At 62.7% G+C, this 16,949-nt stretch carries 19 protein-coding genes; 13 read left to right on the top strand and 6 right to left on the bottom strand.

Annotated elements, in window-relative coordinates:
* Window positions 1-3: 3 nt before the first annotated feature.
* Window positions 4-699: an urea ABC transporter ATP-binding subunit UrtE gene (urtE, locus tag ACWGPT_RS13450; protein WP_452606114.1), complete on the top strand. Its 696-nt coding sequence runs from the start codon at window positions 4-6 to the stop codon at window positions 697-699.
* 58 nt (window positions 700-757) lie between these two features.
* Here urtE and pqqE read toward each other — a convergent pair whose 3' ends face one another.
* From pqqE to pqqB, 4 genes are read right to left on the bottom strand one after another with little or no spacing between them, the layout of a single operon-like run.
* Window positions 758-1,876: a pyrroloquinoline quinone biosynthesis protein PqqE gene (gene pqqE, locus ACWGPT_RS13445; RefSeq protein WP_452606113.1), complete on the bottom strand. Its 1,119-nt coding sequence runs from the start codon at window positions 1,874-1,876 to the stop codon at window positions 758-760.
* On the bottom strand, window positions 1,873-2,142 hold the full coding sequence (pqqD, locus tag ACWGPT_RS13440; RefSeq protein ID WP_452606112.1) for a pyrroloquinoline quinone biosynthesis peptide chaperone PqqD: 270 nt from the start codon (window positions 2,140-2,142) through the stop codon (window positions 1,873-1,875). The genes pqqE and pqqD overlap by 4 nt, the downstream gene beginning before the upstream one ends.
* A gap of 23 nt (window positions 2,143-2,165) precedes the next feature.
* Entirely contained in the window at window positions 2,166-2,924 is a 759-nt protein-coding gene (gene pqqC / locus ACWGPT_RS13435; protein WP_452606111.1) for a pyrroloquinoline-quinone synthase PqqC, read from the bottom strand.
* Entirely contained in the window at window positions 2,921-3,859 is a 939-nt protein-coding gene (pqqB, locus tag ACWGPT_RS13430; protein WP_452606110.1) for a pyrroloquinoline quinone biosynthesis protein PqqB, read from the bottom strand. The genes pqqC and pqqB overlap by 4 nt, the downstream gene beginning before the upstream one ends.
* A 406-nt stretch (window positions 3,860-4,265) precedes the next feature.
* Between pqqB and ACWGPT_RS13425 the strand changes: the two genes are divergently transcribed.
* From ACWGPT_RS13425 to ACWGPT_RS13400, 6 genes are read left to right on the top strand one after another with little or no spacing between them, the layout of a single operon-like run.
* Window positions 4,266-5,474: an ABC transporter substrate-binding protein gene (locus ACWGPT_RS13425; protein WP_452606109.1), complete on the top strand. Its 1,209-nt coding sequence runs from the start codon at window positions 4,266-4,268 to the stop codon at window positions 5,472-5,474.
* 23 nt (window positions 5,475-5,497) lie between these two features.
* Complete coding sequence (locus ACWGPT_RS13420; protein WP_452606108.1) at window positions 5,498-6,475, top strand: YVTN family beta-propeller repeat protein; 978 nt, start codon at window positions 5,498-5,500, stop codon at window positions 6,473-6,475.
* A 29-nt stretch (window positions 6,476-6,504) separates the two neighbouring features.
* Window positions 6,505-6,990 (top strand): hypothetical protein, encoded by a 486-nt coding sequence (locus ACWGPT_RS13415; protein WP_452606107.1) that lies wholly within the window; start codon window positions 6,505-6,507, stop codon window positions 6,988-6,990.
* 27 nt (window positions 6,991-7,017) lie between these two features.
* Window positions 7,018-7,803 (top strand): ABC transporter ATP-binding protein, encoded by a 786-nt coding sequence (locus ACWGPT_RS13410; protein ID WP_452606106.1) that lies wholly within the window; start codon window positions 7,018-7,020, stop codon window positions 7,801-7,803.
* Window positions 7,800-8,672 (top strand): ABC transporter permease, encoded by an 873-nt coding sequence (locus ACWGPT_RS13405; RefSeq protein ID WP_452606105.1) that lies wholly within the window; start codon window positions 7,800-7,802, stop codon window positions 8,670-8,672. The genes ACWGPT_RS13410 and ACWGPT_RS13405 overlap by 4 nt, the downstream gene beginning before the upstream one ends.
* Entirely contained in the window at window positions 8,669-9,307 is a 639-nt protein-coding gene (locus tag ACWGPT_RS13400; protein ID WP_452606104.1) for a hypothetical protein, read from the top strand. Before ACWGPT_RS13405 ends, ACWGPT_RS13400 begins: the two co-directional genes overlap by 4 nt.
* Before the next feature lie 2 nt (window positions 9,308-9,309).
* On the opposite strand, the gene ACWGPT_RS13395 is transcribed toward ACWGPT_RS13400, so the two are convergent.
* Window positions 9,310-9,642 carry a c-type cytochrome gene (locus tag ACWGPT_RS13395; protein WP_452606223.1) on the bottom strand — a complete coding sequence of 111 codons (333 nt, stop codon included), beginning with the start codon at window positions 9,640-9,642 and terminating at the stop codon, window positions 9,310-9,312.
* A 551-nt stretch (window positions 9,643-10,193) separates the two neighbouring features.
* Between ACWGPT_RS13395 and ACWGPT_RS13390 the strand changes: the two genes are divergently transcribed.
* From ACWGPT_RS13390 to ACWGPT_RS13380, 3 genes are read left to right on the top strand one after another with little or no spacing between them, the layout of a single operon-like run.
* Window positions 10,194-11,189: an ABC transporter substrate-binding protein gene (locus ACWGPT_RS13390; RefSeq protein WP_452606103.1), complete on the top strand. Its 996-nt coding sequence runs from the start codon at window positions 10,194-10,196 to the stop codon at window positions 11,187-11,189.
* Entirely contained in the window at window positions 11,186-12,010 is an 825-nt protein-coding gene (locus ACWGPT_RS13385; RefSeq protein WP_452606102.1) for an ABC transporter permease, read from the top strand. Before ACWGPT_RS13390 ends, ACWGPT_RS13385 begins: the two co-directional genes overlap by 4 nt.
* Window positions 11,979-12,728, top strand: a complete 750-nt coding sequence (locus ACWGPT_RS13380) for an ABC transporter ATP-binding protein (RefSeq protein ID WP_452606222.1) — start codon at window positions 11,979-11,981, stop codon at window positions 12,726-12,728. The genes ACWGPT_RS13385 and ACWGPT_RS13380 overlap by 32 nt, the downstream gene beginning before the upstream one ends.
* Before the next feature lie 6 nt (window positions 12,729-12,734).
* Here ACWGPT_RS13380 and ACWGPT_RS13375 read toward each other — a convergent pair whose 3' ends face one another.
* Entirely contained in the window at window positions 12,735-13,079 is a 345-nt protein-coding gene (locus ACWGPT_RS13375) for a hypothetical protein (protein ID WP_452606101.1), read from the bottom strand.
* A gap of 441 nt (window positions 13,080-13,520) precedes the next feature.
* Between ACWGPT_RS13375 and ACWGPT_RS13370 the strand changes: the two genes are divergently transcribed.
* The 3 genes from ACWGPT_RS13370 to ACWGPT_RS13360 all read left to right on the top strand — a co-directional run bounded on the left by ACWGPT_RS13370 (window position 13,521) and on the right by ACWGPT_RS13360 (window position 16,937).
* Window positions 13,521-15,425 (top strand): methanol/ethanol family PQQ-dependent dehydrogenase, encoded by a 1,905-nt coding sequence (locus ACWGPT_RS13370; protein WP_452606100.1) that lies wholly within the window; start codon window positions 13,521-13,523, stop codon window positions 15,423-15,425.
* A gap of 128 nt (window positions 15,426-15,553) precedes the next feature.
* Window positions 15,554-16,075: a c-type cytochrome, methanol metabolism-related gene (locus ACWGPT_RS13365; RefSeq protein WP_452606099.1), complete on the top strand. Its 522-nt coding sequence runs from the start codon at window positions 15,554-15,556 to the stop codon at window positions 16,073-16,075.
* 1 nt (window position 16,076) lies between these two features.
* Window positions 16,077-16,937, top strand: coding sequence for a substrate-binding domain-containing protein (locus tag ACWGPT_RS13360; RefSeq protein WP_452606098.1), 861 nt, complete (start codon window positions 16,077-16,079; stop codon window positions 16,935-16,937).
* Window positions 16,938-16,949: the final 12 nt, after the last annotated feature.

The raw sequence follows: 16,949 nt of genomic DNA, 5'->3' as shown, positions 1-16,949 counted from the left end.
TCCATGCTTGCAGTCGAAAACATCAACCTCCACTATGGTGCGGCCCAGGCCCTGCGAGGCGTCTCGCTGACCGCCGAGATGGGCGAGATCACCTGCGTGCTCGGTCGCAACGGCGTCGGCAAGAGTTCGCTCCTGCGTGCAGTCACTGGCCTGCATCCGGTCAGCGCCGGCACGATCCGGTTCAACGACGCGCCGCTGAACGGACTGGCGCCCTACGCGCGAGCCAGGAGGGGCGTCGGCTACGTGCCGCAGGGCAGGGAGATATTTCCGCTGCTGACCGTGGAGGAGAACCTGGAGACCGGCTACGCGCCGCTCGATCGAAAGGACCGCCGTATCCCCGACGACATCTTCAGCCTGTTTCCGGTGCTCGGCACGATGCTGTCGCGACGCGGCGGCGACCTTTCCGGCGGACAGCAACAACAGCTGGCGATCGGCCGTGCTATGGTGATGCGGCCGAAAATCCTGGTGCTGGACGAGCCGACGGAAGGCATCCAGCCGTCGATCATCAAGGATATCGGCAGGGCGATCCGCTACCTGAGGGACACGAGCGGCATGGCCATCCTGCTGGTCGAGCAATATCTCGATTTCTGCCGCGAACTCGCCGATCATGTCTACATCATGGATCGCGGCGAGATCGTGCACGAGGGAGCGGCGGAGACGCTCGACACTCCCGAAGCGCGGCGGCATCTTACCGTGTGAGACCCGGGAGGCAGCGAAAGGTCGCCTTGGCCGAACGCTTTCTCCAGCTGTATCCTGCCTACTGGGGCGAGTTGGGTTCGGGATTGCCGAAGCCGATGCGCCGGTACCGGAAGTCGTCCCGATCGGTCGACATGGCCTCGTCGACGAGCATGGCCATTCGCGAATGCAGCGGTGACTTGACGCAAGCCGGGTCGGTCTCCGCCGCGCTGCCGGCAATCGCCATCGCTTGGCAGCGGCAACCGCCCCAGTCGATCTCCTGCCTGTCGCAACTGCGGCAGGGCTCGCTCATCCAGTCGGTGCCACGAAAGGCGTTGAACGCCGCCGAATGGTGCCAGATATCGGTGAGGCTCCTGTCCCCGAAGCGATCGAAGACGAGGCCGGGGATCGTGCCGGCGGCGTGGCAGGGAAGGACCCTGCCATCCGGCGCCACCATCAAGGCGTCACGCGCCCATCCGCCCATGCATGGTTTCGGATACATCGCGAAGTAGTCGGGCGTGACGAAGTCGACGGTCAGGATGCCGAACAGGTCCTCCTGCGCCCTCCGCACGATCTCGACCTGACGCTCGACCGCGACCCGATCCGGCATCAGGGCGTTGCGGTTGAGCAGGGCCCAGCCGGCATATTGCACGTTGGCGATCTCCAGGCGCTCGGCGTCGAGAGCCAGCGCCAGGTCGATGAACTCGGGCACTTCATGGATATTGTGCCGGTGGATGGGAGCGTTGATCGTCAGCGGCAGGCCGGCTGCCCGCACGCGAATGGCCGTCTCGATCTTCCTTTCGTGGGCACCGCGATGATTGCCGATCTTCTCCGTCGTCGGCGCGACCGCGCCCTGGAAGCTGATCTGCACGTGGTCCAGCCCTGCCCCGGCCAGGGCCTCCATGCGTCCCTCGGGAATGCCGATCCCCGCGGTGATGAGATTGGTGTAGATCCCGCGACGGGCCAGGCGCTCCACAAGGATCTCCAGATCCGGCCGCAGGGTCGGTTCGCCTCCCGACAAATGGATCTGCAGCACCCCGAGATCCGCCGCCTCGTCGAAGAGTGCGAGCCAGGCTTCGGTCGGCATTTCCCGGTTTGCCTTCAGAAGCTCCACAGGATTGGAGCAGTAGGCGCATTGGAGGGGGCACCGATGCGTCAGCTCGGCAAGCATTCCGATCGGGGGAAGGAGGTCATGGGTCATAGCGTCACCAAGGATCGGTCCGACCATTCCTGGAGAAAGCCCTCTACGTCCACAGCGATTTCGTCCGGAGGGGCGTCGTAGGCGGAGGCAAGGTCCGCCAGGATCTGCGTGACCGAGTGTCTGCCGTCGCAGAGCCTCAGAATGTCGAGGCTGATCTCGTCGGGCCAGAAGACCTTTTCGGGAGACAGGAGGGCCCAGGCCTGTCGAACCGGATCATATTGCAGGCGCACGTGGCGCTTCAGCGCCGGGAGGGAACCCGCAGTCACGACCCTGCGCTCCCGCCGCGGCATCATTGTGACCGCCCCGGATCGAAAGCGCCGGGCGGCACGTGGCCATGATCGCCGTAAGCCTGTTCCAGCGCATCGAGCATCGCCCAGAGCACGTCGCATTTGAAGACGAGCGCGTCGATCACCGCCTGCTGTTTCTCCGGCGTGTCGGCATGGGCGAGCACATAGGCGAGGGCAAAATCGGAGTCGCGCGAGGCCTGCGACGGCCGGGGGCGGAAATATTCGAGGATGTCTTCCGTGACGTACTCGTATTTCGCGAGCATGGCGGGGACACGTTCGGCGATGATGACAGGGGAGAAGAGTTCAGTCAGCGAGGAGGCAACGGCCTCCAGAAGGCTTCTGTCGCTGCAGAAGGAAAGATAGGCTCCGACCGCGAAGCGCGTCGCCGGTAGCGCAGCCCTCTGGCTCTTCACCAGGTCACTGTCGAGACCGAGACCCGTCGCGAGCTTCAGCCATCGCGCGATCCCGCCGTTCCACCCGTCGGTGCCGTCGTGATCCTCGATCCGCTTTCGCCATTCGGCGCGAAAGGCGGGGTCCCCGGCGCGGGCGACGATCATTGCGTCCTTGCGCGGGATGACAGCCTGGTAGCAATAGCGGTTGAGTGCCCATGCCTGCAATTGCACCTTTGACAGGAGGCCCGCGGTCATCTGTTGGTGAAGCGGGTGGCGGTTGTGGTAGCGGCTGGCGCCGACCTCGCGGAGGACCTGCTCCAGCGTTTGCGGCGAAAGCCCGCCCCGTGCCGCTTGCGCAAACTCGTTCACAGCCGCACCTCCATCCCGTCATAGGCGATCTCCCAGCCGGCGCGACGCACCGCCTCCGCTTCAGGGGAGCCCTCGTCAAGGATGGGATTGGTATTGTTGATGTGGACGAAGATGCGGCGTCCCACCTCCGTATCCGAAAGGCCCGCAACCGAACCGGACGCACCGGCGATATGCAGGTGGCCCATGCGCTGCCCGGTCTTCGTGCCGACGCCCGAGGCGAGCATCTCGTCATCCGTGTAGACCGTGCCGTCGAAGAGCAGACATCGTGCCCGGTGAAGACGCGCCTTGAGGTCACTGTCGATCGCCGCGCATCCCGGAACGTAGAAGGCTGCTTCATCATCCGCATCCGATGAGATCCGGACGCCAACGGTATCACCCGGCTGTGTTCCGAAGCCTGCCTCGGCCATGGTCTCGTCCTCCAGGAAGAGGGCTACCTTGCCCGGAACCGGGAAGGCTTCCACGGTCAGGCCCGTCGGCCGGTTTTCCCGGTCCAGGATGGGGGTGGGATGCTCAAGGACCAGTTCGCGCCTCTTGACGATCGCGGGGTCGAGGACGTTGAAGATCGAGTTCTGAGCGAGAACGTCCAGCACCCGGCGGGTGGCGTAGATCACGAAGGCCTGCCGTTCGCGGAGACTGAGAAGCCCCGCAATGTGGTCGACGTCGGCATTGGTGAGGACGACCGCGGCAATCGGTGTCGAGCGGAGGGGCGCATCCACGGCCGGTTGCAGTTCAGGCGTCGCCGCGATCTGCTGGCGGATATCGGGTGACGCGTTGAAGATGACCCAGGCGGAGCCATTGGCGGAGGCGGCCAGACTGGATTGCGTTCTTTCCCTGACGCCCTCCATGCCCTTCCGGGCCGCTCGGCTTAGTCGGAAATTGCAGTTCCACTGGGGAAAGCCGCCACCGGCGGCGGATCCCAGGATCGTCAGCCACATCAAATGCCTCTCCGCCACCGCAGCGAAATGCCCGGCCGTCCTAGCATGCGAGGACCGTCCCATCCGCGTCTCGCGAATGAGACGGTGGATCAGTTACTTCTTGGCGGGGAGTTGGGCAGGAAAGTAACGCGACATCTCCATCCCGACAGCAACGGTGCACATTGCCGGCTTCTTCCATGTCTTCTTCATTGTTTCCTCCTTCCATGCGGCGCCATTCTGGAGCCGTTGTTAGCATACGCCTAATATCTCAACATCCAAGCCCCTGACCGGCTCACAAAATCTTGGGCGTGTTTCCTGCCTATAGTGGGGTTGATTAATTTCGATCACCGGATAGTTTTGAAACTGGCACCGAAAATCCGTCGTCCCGACCACAATCGGGACCTGTTTTCCTGTCTGGAGGAATCCGGTGCCAGTTGTCCTGCCGCTTGCATTTCTTGCCGTTCTTACGGTCTTCTCCGCCGCATCGACTGCCGTGGCCCAGCAGGCGGGCCCGCCCAGGGTGGACGTCAGGCTGGGTTACCTCAGGTCGTACGAACCTCAGCTTGCGCTCTCCGTGCTGGATGTCGCTCCGCGTGACGAAGGGGTCGCCGGCGCCGAGGTGGCGATTGCGGACAACAACACGACCGGCAGTTTCCTGGGCCAGACCTACACGCTCGACGTGGTGGAGGTGCCTCTCGATGCCGACGTGGTCGCGGCGACGGAGGAGCTGATTTCGAAGGGTGCGCACCATATCCTCGCGGACCTTTCTGCCGAGCAGCTTCTGTCGATCACCGACCTCGCGCGCGACCGGGGGGTACTGCTCTTCAATGTCGGGGCGACGGATGATCGGCTGCGGGAAGAAGCCTGCAGTGCGAACGTCTTCCACACGGCACCCACGCGCAGCATGCTTGCCGACGGGCTGGCCCAGTATCTCATCTGGAAGCAATGGCCCCGTTGGGTGCTGGTCCACGGTTCCCACGAGAGGGACAAGCTTTTCGCGGAGGCGCTTCGCCGCGCCGCAACGCGCTTCGGCGGCGAGATCGTCTTCGAGAAGGAGTTTACCGACACCGGTACGGCCCGCAGGACGGATTCCGGCGTAGTCCAGATCCAGCGGCAGATGCCGGTCTTCACCCAGGATTTTCCCGAGCATGACGTCGTTCTGGTGGCCGATGAGAGCGAGGTGTTCGGCACCTATGTGCCCTTTCGGACCTGGACCCCTCGTCCCGTCGCCGGCACGGCCGGCCTCATCCCGTCGGCATGGCACCCGGCAAGCGAGCAGTGGGGCGGTACCCAAATCCAGAACCGCTTCGTGAAGGCCACCGGCCGGCGGATGCTGTGGAAGGACATGGCCGCGTGGACGGCCGTGCGGGTTGTCGGGGAGGCGGTGACGCGCATCCAGGCCGACGACCCCGGGAAGACGGCCGACTTCCTGCGGAGCGATGACTTTGCGATCGCGGCATTCAAGGGCCAGAAGCTGACCTTCCGTCCGTGGAACGGGCAGCTTCGCCAGCCGATCTTCCTCGGCGATGCTCGTTCGGTCGTCTCGACCTCGCCGCAGGAGGGCTTTCTGCACCAGGTGTCCGAACTGGATACGCTCGGTGTCGATCAGCCGGAAACCCAATGCGTGCTGGACTGAAAACGTGTGAGGAGGAGAACCGAATGCCTGGAAGACTGACCTTTTTATCAAGTGTGCTTGCCGTCGGGGTTTGCATGGCAACACCGGCGTCGGCCTATATGGTTTATGTCTCGAACGAGAAGGACAATACGGTGACCGTGGTGGATTCCACCACGATGGAGGTGGTCCGCACGATCGATGTCGGCCAGCGGCCCCGTGGGATCACCATCTCCCATGACGGCAAGTTCATCTACCTGTGTGCCAGTGACGACGACACGATCGAGATCATCGATACGGCGACGAACGAGATCGTCGGATCGCTGCCTTCAGGGCCGGACCCCGAACTCTTCGTGCTCTCGCCGGACGGCAAGACGCTTTATGTGGCCAACGAGGACGACAACCTGGTGACCGTCATCGACCTCGACGGCAAGAGCGTGGTGGCGGAAATCCCTGTCGGCGTGGAGCCGGAGGGAATGGGCATCAGCCCGGACGGCAAGACGATGGTAAATACGTCCGAGACGACCAACATGGCGCATTTCATCGACACGTCCTCGAACGAGATCACCCACAATGTGCTCGTCGATTCCCGTCCGCGGTTTGCCGAGTTCAAGCCGGACAATTCGGAGGTCTGGGTGAGTGCGGAGATCGGCGGCACCGTCTCGGTGATCGACAACGACAGTCGCGAGATCAAGCAGAAGATCTCCTTCGAGATTCCGGGCCTGCGCTCAGAGGCAATTCAGCCGGTCGGCGTGCGGATTACCGCGGACGGCAAGAAGGCCTATGTCGCGCTCGGCCCGGCAAATCGTGTCGCCGTCGTCGACACCGAGACCTACGAGGTCGAGAAGTACGTGCTCGTCGGGCAGCGCGTCTGGCAACTTGCGTTCACGCCGGACCAGAAGACGATCATCAGCACCAACGGCATTTCGAACGACATCACCTTCATCGATGTCGCGACGGACGAGCCGGTCCAGTCGGTCACGGTGGGCGCCCTGCCGTGGGGAGTGGTCGTATCGCCGCAATAGTTTCTGCGTCTCAAGGAGGAGGACTGAAAATGGAATATCTTAGCAGACCAGCTCTCGCAGCATTCATGGCGATCGCCATGTCCGTGACGCCTGCATTCCCGCAGGATGCCGATAACGACGATGACGATGCGCCGGCTCCCGCGGCCGCGGCAACGGAGCAGGTGACGCGGGCGAGCAAGGACGTGCCCGAACTGATTCTTGGCTCGGCGGAGGACAGTTTCGCGGTAAACCAGAAGGACTTCGAACTGATCGCCGGGCAGGGCTACCGCTGGAAGATCACCTCGGCGGCGGGGCTGGAATACAAGTTCCACACGGATCTCTTCCGCAACGTCTGGATGAACCAGATCGTCATCGAGGATCTCGAAGTGCACATGAACGGCGCGCCCGCCTGGCTGGAATTCGACGCCGAGGGCACGATGCTGGTGCAGTTCACCACGGTCCGTCCGGGAACCTATACCTGGTCGGTGCCGGATCTTGTCGACAAGGGCATGCAGGGCACGATTACCATCAAGTAGCAGGAAACGGCTGAAGAAGGCGGGATCATGCAGCACGTGAAGGCAAATGAGGCCATGGTCCCGCCTGCCGCCCTGGACGTATCCGAAGTAAGCCACGCCTACGGGCGCAAACAGGTGCTTTCGGACGTGTCCTTTACGGTCCCGCAGGGCCGTTTCGCGGTCCTGCTGGGTCTCAACGGTGCCGGGAAGACGACGCTGTTTTCGCTGATCTGCCATCTGTACGAGACCCGGCACGGCTCGATCCGTATCTTCGGGCACGACGTTGCAAGGCGTCCGGGACAAGCGCTTCGCGAACTCGGGATCGTGTTCCAGGCCCGTACGCTGGATGTCGATCTCAGCGTCCACCAGAACCTCGCCTATCATGCGTCCCTGCACGGCATCGGCCGTACGGAGGCGCGCGAGCGGATCGCCGAGCTGCTGCAGCAGGTCGGAATGGGCGACCGCCTTCACGACAAGGTAAGGGCGCTGTCGGGCGGCCAGATGCGCCGCGTCGAGATCGTCCGTTCCTTGCTCCACCGCCCGCCGCTGCTTCTGCTGGACGAGGCCACCGTCGGTCTCGACATCCAGTCTCGCGCAGAAATCCTCGCGACCATAAGGGGCCTCGTGGCGGACGAGGGTATCAGCGTGCTGTGGGCGACGCACCTGATCGACGAGGTAGACGGCAGCGATCGCGTCGTCCTCCTCCACAAGGGACGCGTGCTGGCCGACGGTCGCGTCTCCGAGGTTGTTTCTTCCACGGGAAGTGAAGATATCGCCGAGGCCTTCGGGGTCCTCACGCAATCCGGCCTGCAGGAGACGGAGGTGCTGCGATGAGTTTGCCGATGGAAGCCGATGCTCCCGCCGCCGAGCGCGGCCGCAGGTCCGGCTTCGGTCTGCGCCAGTACCTCGTCTGCTTTCGCGGCATTGTCGTCAGGGAGGCGCTGCGTTTCCTCAACCAGCGGGAACGCTTCATTTCCTCGCTGGTACGCCCGCTCTTGTGGCTGTTCGTCTTTGCCGCCGGCTTCCGGCAGGTGCTGGGCGTATCGATCATTCCGCCCTACAGGACCTACGTCCTCTACGAGGTCTACATAACCCCCGGATTGTGCGGCATGATCCTCCTGTTCAGCGGCATGCAGTCCTCCCTGTCGATGGTCTACGACCGGGAAATGGGGAATATGAGGACGCTCTTGGTCAGCCCCTTCCCACGCTGGTTCCTGCTCGTCTCCAAGCTTCTCGCCGGTGTCACGGTCTCGATCCTGCAGGTCTATGTCTTCCTGGCGATTGCCTGGTTCTGGGGCGTGAAGCCTCCTGTCGCCGGCTATCTCTTCGTCCTGCCGGCGCTGTTTCTCGCCGGCGTGATGCTCTGCGCGCTCGGCCTGCTGCTCTCGTCGCTGATCGAGCAACTGGAGAATTTCGCGGGCATCATGAACTTCGTGATCTTCCCGATGTATTTCGCGTCTTCCGCCCTTTACCCGCTCTGGCGCATCCAGGAAGCAAGTCCGCTTCTTTACAAGATCTGCCTCGCCAACCCTTTCACCTATGCCGTTGAACTGGTGCGGTTCGCGCTTTACGGCCAGATAGATTGGCATTCGCTGGCGGTGGTGATCGGGTGTATCGTGATTTTCCTCGGCGGCGCGATCTATGCCTATGACCCATCGAAAGGCCTGCTCAGCCGCAGGCGGGACGCAGGAGGAAACACATGAGATTTTCCGCGCGTATGACGACGGCATGCATCGTGTCGTTCATGCTGCAGGGCGCCCTCTTCGGGCAAGCTTGCGCAGCCCAGGGACATGATCCGGACTGGCCATGCATCCAGCGCAAGGTGCCGGAACTTTCGCTGGCGCAGATCTGGAGCGGCCCGGAACTGCCGGCTGCCGCCGAGCAATGGGAAGGCGATGCAAGCGTTGTCCGGCTCGTCGCCGAGATCTCCGCACGGCGGATGCCACTTCCAGAAGCCGAGCAGATGATCCGCGACTATGCCGCAAGGCTGACGCCGGACGAGCGGCATGCGCAACTGGGCAAGCTGATGATGGGGCTTTTCGACGAGATGAACCAAGAGCGGTCGCAGGTCATCAGCGGTATCGGCCGATATGCCCACAAGCAAAGGGACATGGCGGACGCCCTGCGCAAGGAGGGATCTGCGGTCGATGCCTTACGAAAGGAAACGAATGTCGATCCCAACGAGATTGCCGTCCGAAACGACAGGCTCGTCTTCCAGACAAGGATATTCCAGGAAAGGGTTCAGTCGCTGACCTTCGTCTGCGAGGTGCCGACATTGATCGAGCAGCGCCTGTATGCTCTCGCCAAGACAATCTCGCAGACGATGGAAGACAGGTAGGATTACGGGAACTGCTTGAGATAGGCGATGACGTTCGCGAGGTCCTCGTCCTTCTTCAGGCCGACGAAGGCCATCTTGTTACCCTTGATGTAGGCCTTGGGCTCGCGAAGATATGCGCTCAGGGTTTCGTCGCTCCAGACGGTGCCCTTCTCTCCGGCCTCGACCATGGCCTTGGAATATTTGAAGCCTTCATGCGTACCCGCGGTACGACCGACGACCCCCTTGAGAGACGGGCCGATCTTATTGGTGTCGCCGTCGACGATGTGGCATGCCTTGCACTTGGTGAACACTTTTTCGCCGGCGGCAGCGTCCTGCGCGAGACACTGCCCCGCCATCGCGACGAAGAGGCCGACGGCCCCCGCAATTGCCGTAAGTTGCATGCTGCTTCCTCCCAGAAGTCTCCACTTGCATGACGACCACCTGCTCCAACCCATCGGGCCGCACGCGCAAAAGAAGTTAGGCCTTCGTCCTGCCGAGTCAACACCGGGCAAGCCGCGCCATCACCGAGGCTCTCGGTTGACGGAGGTCCGCCCGGAGCCTATTCTCACGGTGGCTTTTCATCGGGCACCTTGACGAGCCGATGCTGCCGTGCGCGTCCGATGCGGGTGCGATACGCGCAGAATGTTCGTTCATGCGAAAAAGGGTGCCCCCTTTGAATATCGTCGATCTTGTCCTGACCGTCTGCCTGTTCGCCAGCCCCACGAGCTGCCGGAACGAGCACCTATATTTCGAGAGCCAGGGTTCGCTCATGCAGTGCATGGTTTCCGCACCAAGCCGTATCGCGCGGTGGTCGGAAGGCCGGCCCGCGCTGAAGATCATGCGTTGGAAATGCGTCTATCCGGACGGGAGCCGGGACATTTGAGGGCGGGCCGCCTTGGGGGGTGACATGGATATTTCGAGACGTGAACTTGGCGGACTGGGCCTTGGGATGCTGGCTGCTGCCGCCTTTGGCCCTCCCGCGTTCGGGGCGCCGGATTTGCCGAAGATAAAGGTGGGTGTCCTGAAGTTCGGGACCGTCAGCTGGGAGCTGGATACCATCAAGCATCATGGTCTCGACCGGAAGAACGGTGTGGAGGTCGAGGTTCTCGATTTCGCCGGGGAGGATGCGACCAATGTCGCGATGCTCGCCGGCGATCTCGACATCATCGTCTCCGACTGGCTTTGGGTCTCGCGCCAGCGCTCGGAAGGCGAGGCGCTTACGCTTGCTCCCTATTCCACGGCGGTCGGCGCCATCATGGTCAAGGAAGACGCGGGGCTTCGGCAGCTTCCCGACCTGGTCGGGAAGAAGATCGGCGTGGCGGGCGGTCCGCTGGACAAGAGCTGGCTTCTGATCCAGGGGCTCGCCCGGCAGGATCACGGGCTTGACCTAACCGAGGAGGCGGAGATCGTCTACGGCGCGCCTCCGCTCCTGGCGGAAAAGGCTCTTTCTGGAGAACTCGATGCGGTTTTGAACTTCTGGCATTTCTGTGCTCGTCTCGAGGCGCAGGGTTTCCGCAGGATGCTCGGCGCCGACGATGCCGCGCGGGGCCTCGGCGCATCGGGGCCGGTATCCGCGCTCGGCTACGTGTTCCGCGAGGAGTGGGCCGATGGAAACGAGGCCGTAGCGCTGAATTTCATTCGAGCAAGCGCCGAGGCGAAGGCGCTGCTTGCGACGTCGGATCCGGAATGGCAGCGGCTTGCGCCCCTGGTCCGCGCGGACGGGCGTACCCTGGAGGTGATGCGGGATCGATATCGCGAAGGCATTCCGAACCGTCCCGTCGCGGAGGAGGAAGCTGATGCCGCAAAGCTCTACGGGGTCCTTGCCGCACTGGGCGGCGAGAAGCTTGTCGGAAAGGCGCCCCGCATAGCGCCCGGCACCTACTGGACCGCATTGAAGGCATGAGGGGTGAAGAGGGGGCGACGGATGGCCTGCGGTCCGGGCGAAACGATCCTGGCGGACGCAATCTGCCCGCGCTGCTGCCGCTTGCCACGAGCGCAGCGTCGCTGGCGGGCCTGGTACTGGTCTGGAGCGTCGTGGCCGAGCTCTGGCCCAGCCGGGCACTGCCGCCGCCGGCGGAGGTCTGGCGGGTGATCGTCGCGGACACGATCAACGGCGATCTCCCCTTCAACCTGATGATGACATTGTGGCGGGTGGCCGCGGCCTATGTCATCGCCATGGCGGTGGGGACGGTGATCGGTGTCCTGCTCGGGCGGCAAGGACGGCTGGATTCCTTCTTCGATCCGTGGCTCGTTCTCTTCCTGAACATCCCGGCGCTGGTGATCATCGTCCTTGCCTATATCTGGTTCGGGCTCACCGAAGCTGCGGCGATCGGAGCCGTGGCGGTCAACAAGATTCCCAATGTCGTGGTCACGATGCGCGAGGGCGCGCGGGCACTCGACGAACGCTTCATGGAGATGGCGCAGGTCTACAGGCTGACGCGTCTCGATCGAATCCGCCATGTCCTGATGCCGCAGCTCCAGCCCTATTTTGCCGCGGCATCGCGTTCGGGCATTGCCCTGATCTGGAAGATCGTCCTCGTCGTGGAACTGCTCGGCAGGTCGAACGGCGTCGGCTTCCAGATCTATCTCTATTTCCAGATATTCGACGTCGCGGGGATCCTGGCCTATACCCTGACCTTCGTGGCCGTCATGTTGACGATCGAACTTGTTGTGGTGCAGCCCATTGAACAGCATGCAAGCCGCTGGCGTCGCCGCGCCGCTTAAGGTCGATATCCGTGAAAAGACGTTTCGCTCGACGGAAGGCGTGGACGTCGTGGCGCTGCGGGACCTTTCCTTCGAGGTCAGGCAAGGAGAGTTCGCCTGTCTCCTCGGCCCGTCGGGATGCGGGAAAACCACGACATTGCGCATCCTGCTCGGCCTCGATCGCCGCTTCTCGGGCACGGTCCGGATGCCGCTGGAGGGGAGCGACCGGATCGCCGCGGTCTTCCAGGAGCCGGTCCTCCTGCCGTGGCGGACGGTGGAACAGAACATCCGGCTGACATTGCCTCCGTCGCTCAGGCACGCCGCGCTCGGCGACCTGCTTGAAACCCTCGGCCTTTCAGGCCTGGAGACGCTTTATCCGGGGGAGCTGTCGCTCGGCCTGGCGAGGCGCGTTGCTCTGGCCCGCGCCTTTGCGGCCGAGCCTTCCATCCTTTTCCTCGATGAACCCTTCGTCTCGCTCGACGAGGCAACCGCGGAGAGACTGCGCCGCTTGCTGGTGACGGTCTGGTCGGCGCGACGCACTACCGCGCTGATGGTCACCCATAACCTTCTCGAAGCGCTGTTCCTCGCCGACAGGATCATCGTGCTTTCGCCGCGGCCGGCGCATGTCGTCGGCGTGTTCGACGTCGATGTGGCGCGACCTGAAAGGGACGCCGAACAACTCGACCGCCTGGCCTTCGAGTTCAGGCGACGCTTTGCCGATCCGGAAGACCCGTGCTGATCTCCGTCAGAAGCAGCGAACGTCCGCTTCCGCCTGGGCGCGGCGGAGGTCCGATGTGGCGGACCGGGCCGGTGCGCTCTGTCGAAACAGGACGCCCCGCTCGCCCGTGATCAGGCCAAGGCTGCGAAAGGTTTCCGCTTCCTCGTAACGGGCGTAGGGTATGATCGATGAAATGACGTCTATGGAGCAGGAGCAACTGTCCAGAGCCTGGCGCGAATTGCCGTTGGCCTTCATGCATCCGAACACATAGTCGACCACGGCGACCGTCGGATAGTCGGAAGCAGCATGGGCGCCGCCGGCATACATCAGGGCTGCGGTGAACGCCAACGGCAGGTATTTCCGGACGGGCATCACAGAGCGATCTCCGAAAAGTGGGCGGCGCAACCAAAAGTGCGCGTGACCAGAATATACAAGTATAATCATAGAAATCTATGCCGCGTGCTCAAGCATTAAACGCCTTGGAGTGTAGTTTTTATGACTGCTGCGATGCAGCAATACTTTTGCACTGCACCATTTCCGTGTATTTATTCTTGCCTAGGCCGGTATTGTGCCCTATCCTTCTTCTGGTCGTCCGGCTTCAAGGCTTTGTCTTATGGGAGGGGCAAAGCTTCGTAGGTGCCAATCGGGCTGGCAGCTTCGGTGCCCGCTGCTCATCTCGATGGACACAGTGACACGCTGACGGAAGGCGATCCCAGACAGCATGAACGCTCATGACCGGCAAACCTGGTCTTGTGGGACCAGTCGTGCCGCGATGACGAGCCTCGGGTGATAACCGCATCGGGAGGACTTCGCATGCGCCTGACCAAAACCTCTGCCTGTCTGTCTCTGACTGCCGCCGGATTTGTGGCGGCCGCCTTGGCCAGCACGGCACTTGCCAACGACGAACTGACTGCCCTTGCTTCAGATTCCAAGAACTGGGCAATGCCCACCGGCGATTACGCGAACCGCCGATATTCCGAGCTCAACCAGATAACCAAGGACAATGTGAAGACCTTGCAGCCCAAGTGGACCTTCTCGACCGGCGTCCTGCGCGGGCATGAAGGCGGTCCACTGGTGATCGGCGACGTGATGTATGTCCACACGCCATTCCCGAACATCGTCTACGCCCTCGATCTCAACAACGACGGCAAGATCCTCTGGAAGTACGAGCCGCGGCAGGATCCGAACGTCATCGGCATCATGTGCTGCGATACCGTGAACCGCGGCGTGGCCTATGGCGACGGCAAGATCATCCTGAACCAGGCGGACACGACGGTTGTGGCGCTCGACGCCAAGACCGGCGAGGTAGTCTGGTCGGTAAAGAACGGCGACCAGATCGACGGCGGCAAGGGCGAATCCGGAACGGCCGCGCCCATGGTGGTCAAGGATAAGGTGATCATCGGGGTTTCGGGCGCCGAGTTCGGCGTGCGGGGCTGGACGGCGGCCTATAACCTGAAGGACGGTTCGCTGGCGTGGAAAGCCTATTCGATGGGCCCCGATGCAGAGACCCTGATCGATCCGGAAAAGACCACCCATCTCGGCAAGCCCGTGGGGGCCGACTCCGGCACCAATACCTGGGAAGGGGAGCAGTGGAAGACCGGCGGCGGAACGACCTGGGGATGGTTCTCCTACGACCCGAAGACCAACCTGGTCTTCTACGGTACCGGAAACCCGTCCACCTGGAACCCCGTACAACGCCCCGGCGACAACCGCTGGTCCATGACCTTGATGGCGCGCGATGCGGATACCGGCATGGCCAAGTGGCTCTACCAGATGACGCCGCACGACGAATGGGACTATGACGGCGTCAACGAGAACATCCTCGTCGATGCGATGGAGATCAACGGTCAACCGCGCGACGTTCTCGTGCATTTCGACCGCAACGGCTTCGCCTATACCCTCGATCGCAACACCGGCGAGCTTCTGGTCGCCGAAAAGTACGATCCGAAGGTGAATTGGGCGACAGAAGTCGTCATGGACCCCAACAGTGACCAGTACGGCCGGCCTCAGGTCGTGGCCCAGTATTCGACCGACAATAACGGGGAAGATACGAACACGACCGGCGTCTGCCCGGCCGCACTCGGGACCAAGGACCAGCAGCCGGCATCCTACTCCCCCAAGACGGGCCTGTTCTACGTGCCGACCAACCATGTCTGCATGGACTACGAGCCCTACAGGGTGAGCTACACGGCAGGACAGCCCTATGTCGGGGCGACGGTCTCGATGTATCCGGCCCCCGACAGCCACGGCGGAATGGGCAATTTCATTGCCTGGGATGCCGCCAAGGGTGAAATCGTCTGGTCGAAGCCCGAGCAGTTCTCGGTCTGGTCCGGCGCCCTGACGACAGCCGGCGACGTGGTCTTCTACGGTACGCTGGAAGGCTACATCAAGGCGGTCGATATGGACGGGAATGAACTCTACAAGTTCAAGACCCCCTCCGGCATCATCGGCAACATCAACACCTACGAGCACAACGGCAAGCAGTACATCGCGGTCCTGTCGGGTGTCGGTGGCTGGGCGGGTATCGGTCTCGCCGGTGGCCTGCTCAATCCGGAAAACGCAGCGGCCTGGCATGGAGCCGTCGACCAGGGCCGCGGCCAGGGAGACGAAAGCCAGGTTGTCGGCACGGCCGGACTTGGCGCCGTGGGCGGATATGCTGCCCTCGCGGACTATACGACCCTCGGAGGGCAGCTGACCGTCTTCGGCCTGCCGGACTGAGCATATCGCTGACAGGCAACCGGGCGCCAATGGCCGCCCGGTTGCAGCCCGGTGGCGATCGCGTCGCGGATTGCCAGATTCGTACGTCCGGGAACGGACCATGCCGCAAGTGAGCGTGAGGTTTCTTGATGAATTTTCGTCTCTTAGCGTTAGCCTTTTCCGCCTCCATTTCCGTCCTGATCCCCGCCATCGCCATATCAGCAGATTCCAAGGAAAAGGCCGCCGCCGTTTCCGAGGAGGACGGCAAGTTCTTCGATGCGGAAGGGACCCCGACCTTCAAGATCGAGAATGGCACCGTCGACTGGTACACGTTCAGCGGTTACCGGCGATATCATTCGGACTGTCACGTCTGCCACGGACCTGACGGTGTCGGGTCCAGCTATGCTCCGGCGTTGGCGCAGAGCATGAAGGACATGGACTACGCGACCTTCCTGTCGGTCGTTGCAGAGGGGCGCAAGAACGTCGGAGGCGGCAAGGAAAACGTCATGCCGGCGTTCGGGGACAACAAGAACGTCTACTGCTACCTGGACGACATATACATTTATCTTCGCGCGCGTGCGGTGGATGCGGCGCCACGGGGGCGACCGCCCAAGAAGGCGGACAAGCCGCAGGCGGCGAAGGATTACGAAGCCTCCTGCATGGGTGGGTGAGATGGCGAGCACCTCTGGCCTTATGGCGGCAAGGCTCCTTCTGGTCTGTGCGGCCCTTCTTGTTCCCCTCGGGGCGCAGGCCCAGACCGCGGGATTGGGAGCGGCCGGCGAACTGGTCGATCCCGAGGTGCTGCGCGTCTGCGCCGATCCGTCCAACATGCCCTTCACCGACGAGAGCGGCGAAGGCTTCGAGGACAAGCTTGCCAAGATGGTCGCGACGGCAACGGGCCGGAGTTCCGTCGCCTATACGTGGTTCCCGTCTATTACAGGCTTCGTACGCAATACGCTGGGTGCAAATCGTTGTGACATCATCATGGGCTATGCCCAGGGCGATGAGTTGGTCCAGAATACCAATGCCTATTACCGCTCCGCCTACGTGATCGTTTACAAGCAGGATGGAGACCTGGCGGGCGTGGAGACCCTGACGGATGCCCGCCTGGCGGGAAAGCGCATCGGCGTGGTGGAGGGGACGCCCCCCTCGGCCAACATGGCGACGAGCGGGCTGATGCGCAAAGCCAAGGTCTACCCGCTGATGATCGATACCCGGGTCGCGCCGTCCATGGCGGAGGTGATGATCCGGGACATGCTGAACGGCGTGATCGATGCCGCGGTGATCTGGGGACCGATGGCCGGCTATTACGTCAAGCGGGCCAATGCCGATCTCGCCGTCGTGCCGCTGATCAAGGAGAAGGCGGGGCAACGCATGATCTATCGCATCACCATGGGCGTGCGTCCTTCGGACCAGGAGTGGAAGCGCACCCTGAACACGTACATCCGCGAGCATCAGCGCGACATAAACAGCTTGCTGCTGGACTATGGCGTGCCGCTGCTCGACGAGAAGGACCATGCGATAACGCAGTGACGCGGATTGATC

Source organism: Pseudorhizobium sp. NPDC055634, from assembly GCF_053618655.1.
This window is presented reverse-complemented; position numbering and strand designations above follow the sequence as displayed.

Excerpts from the sequence above, each read along its gene's own strand:
- ACWGPT_RS13370 (WP_452606100.1), top strand. The coding sequence starts at position 13,521 with ATGCGCCTGACCAAAACCTCTGCCTGTCTGTCTCTGACTGCCGCCGGA.
- ACWGPT_RS13365 (WP_452606099.1), top strand. The coding sequence starts at position 15,554 with ATGAATTTTCGTCTCTTAGCGTTAGCCTTTTCCGCCTCCATTTCCGTC.
- ACWGPT_RS13390 (WP_452606103.1), top strand. The coding sequence starts at position 10,194 with ATGGATATTTCGAGACGTGAACTTGGCGGACTGGGCCTTGGGATGCTG.
- pqqB (WP_452606110.1), bottom strand. The coding sequence starts at position 3,859 with ATGTGGCTGACGATCCTGGGATCCGCCGCCGGTGGCGGCTTTCCCCAG.
- ACWGPT_RS13395 (WP_452606223.1), bottom strand. The coding sequence starts at position 9,642 with ATGGCGGGGCAGTGTCTCGCGCAGGACGCTGCCGCCGGCGAAAAAGTG.
- ACWGPT_RS13420 (WP_452606108.1), top strand. The coding sequence starts at position 5,498 with ATGCCTGGAAGACTGACCTTTTTATCAAGTGTGCTTGCCGTCGGGGTT.
- ACWGPT_RS13380 (WP_452606222.1), top strand. The coding sequence starts at position 11,979 with ATGCAAGCCGCTGGCGTCGCCGCGCCGCTTAAGGTCGATATCCGTGAA.
- ACWGPT_RS13360 (WP_452606098.1), top strand. The coding sequence starts at position 16,077 with ATGGCGAGCACCTCTGGCCTTATGGCGGCAAGGCTCCTTCTGGTCTGT.
- ACWGPT_RS13385 (WP_452606102.1), top strand. The coding sequence starts at position 11,186 with ATGAGGGGTGAAGAGGGGGCGACGGATGGCCTGCGGTCCGGGCGAAAC.
- ACWGPT_RS13400 (WP_452606104.1), top strand. The coding sequence starts at position 8,669 with ATGAGATTTTCCGCGCGTATGACGACGGCATGCATCGTGTCGTTCATG.
- pqqE (WP_452606113.1), bottom strand. The coding sequence starts at position 1,876 with ATGACCCATGACCTCCTTCCCCCGATCGGAATGCTTGCCGAGCTGACG.
- ACWGPT_RS13405 (WP_452606105.1), top strand. The coding sequence starts at position 7,800 with ATGAGTTTGCCGATGGAAGCCGATGCTCCCGCCGCCGAGCGCGGCCGC.
- ACWGPT_RS13410 (WP_452606106.1), top strand. The coding sequence starts at position 7,018 with ATGCAGCACGTGAAGGCAAATGAGGCCATGGTCCCGCCTGCCGCCCTG.
- ACWGPT_RS13415 (WP_452606107.1), top strand. The coding sequence starts at position 6,505 with ATGGAATATCTTAGCAGACCAGCTCTCGCAGCATTCATGGCGATCGCC.
- urtE (WP_452606114.1), top strand. The coding sequence starts at position 4 with ATGCTTGCAGTCGAAAACATCAACCTCCACTATGGTGCGGCCCAGGCC.
- ACWGPT_RS13375 (WP_452606101.1), bottom strand. The coding sequence starts at position 13,079 with ATGCCCGTCCGGAAATACCTGCCGTTGGCGTTCACCGCAGCCCTGATG.